Raw genomic sequence first — 411 nt, 5'->3', positions numbered from 1 at the left:
CTGATGGGCAAGTTCCGCGACGGCATGCCGGTGACGGGCCAAGCGGTGACGGTGATCCTGTCCTCGATCGACCGCATCAAGGAGATTTTGGCCAGGCTCGAGGCCACCGAGGCCGAGCCCGAGGGCAATGACCGCGACCTGATCGAGAAGCTGGAGGCGATGGTCGCGCAGGGCATGGCGGCGATGGCGGCGGGTACCGCTGCCGATCCCGTCACTGACGCGCCGCCGCTGGCGCCGGACGCCCCGGCCGCCGCCGCGCCGGCGATGACCACCGGCGCGCTGGTCGCGCAGACGCTGGAGCGTCCGCTGCGTCCGGGCGAGGTGTCGCTGGACGAGCTCGAGCGCGCCTTCCGCGAGACCGCGATCGAAGTGCCGATGCCGGTCGCCAAGGCCGACGTCAAGGCCGACGTC

The 411-nt window shown here is 72.0% G+C and carries 1 pseudogene; it reads left to right on the top strand.

Annotated features, from left to right (window positions below):
- Positions 1 to 411: pseudogene (locus MTR72_RS40260) on the top strand (hybrid sensor histidine kinase/response regulator); the annotation flags it as partial.

It is taken from the genome of Bradyrhizobium sp. ISRA442, from assembly GCF_038085055.1.
GTDB lineage: Bacteria > Pseudomonadota > Alphaproteobacteria > Rhizobiales > Xanthobacteraceae > Bradyrhizobium.
The sequence above is the reverse complement of the archived record's forward strand: the minus strand, read 5'-3'. Positions and strand labels throughout refer to the sequence as shown.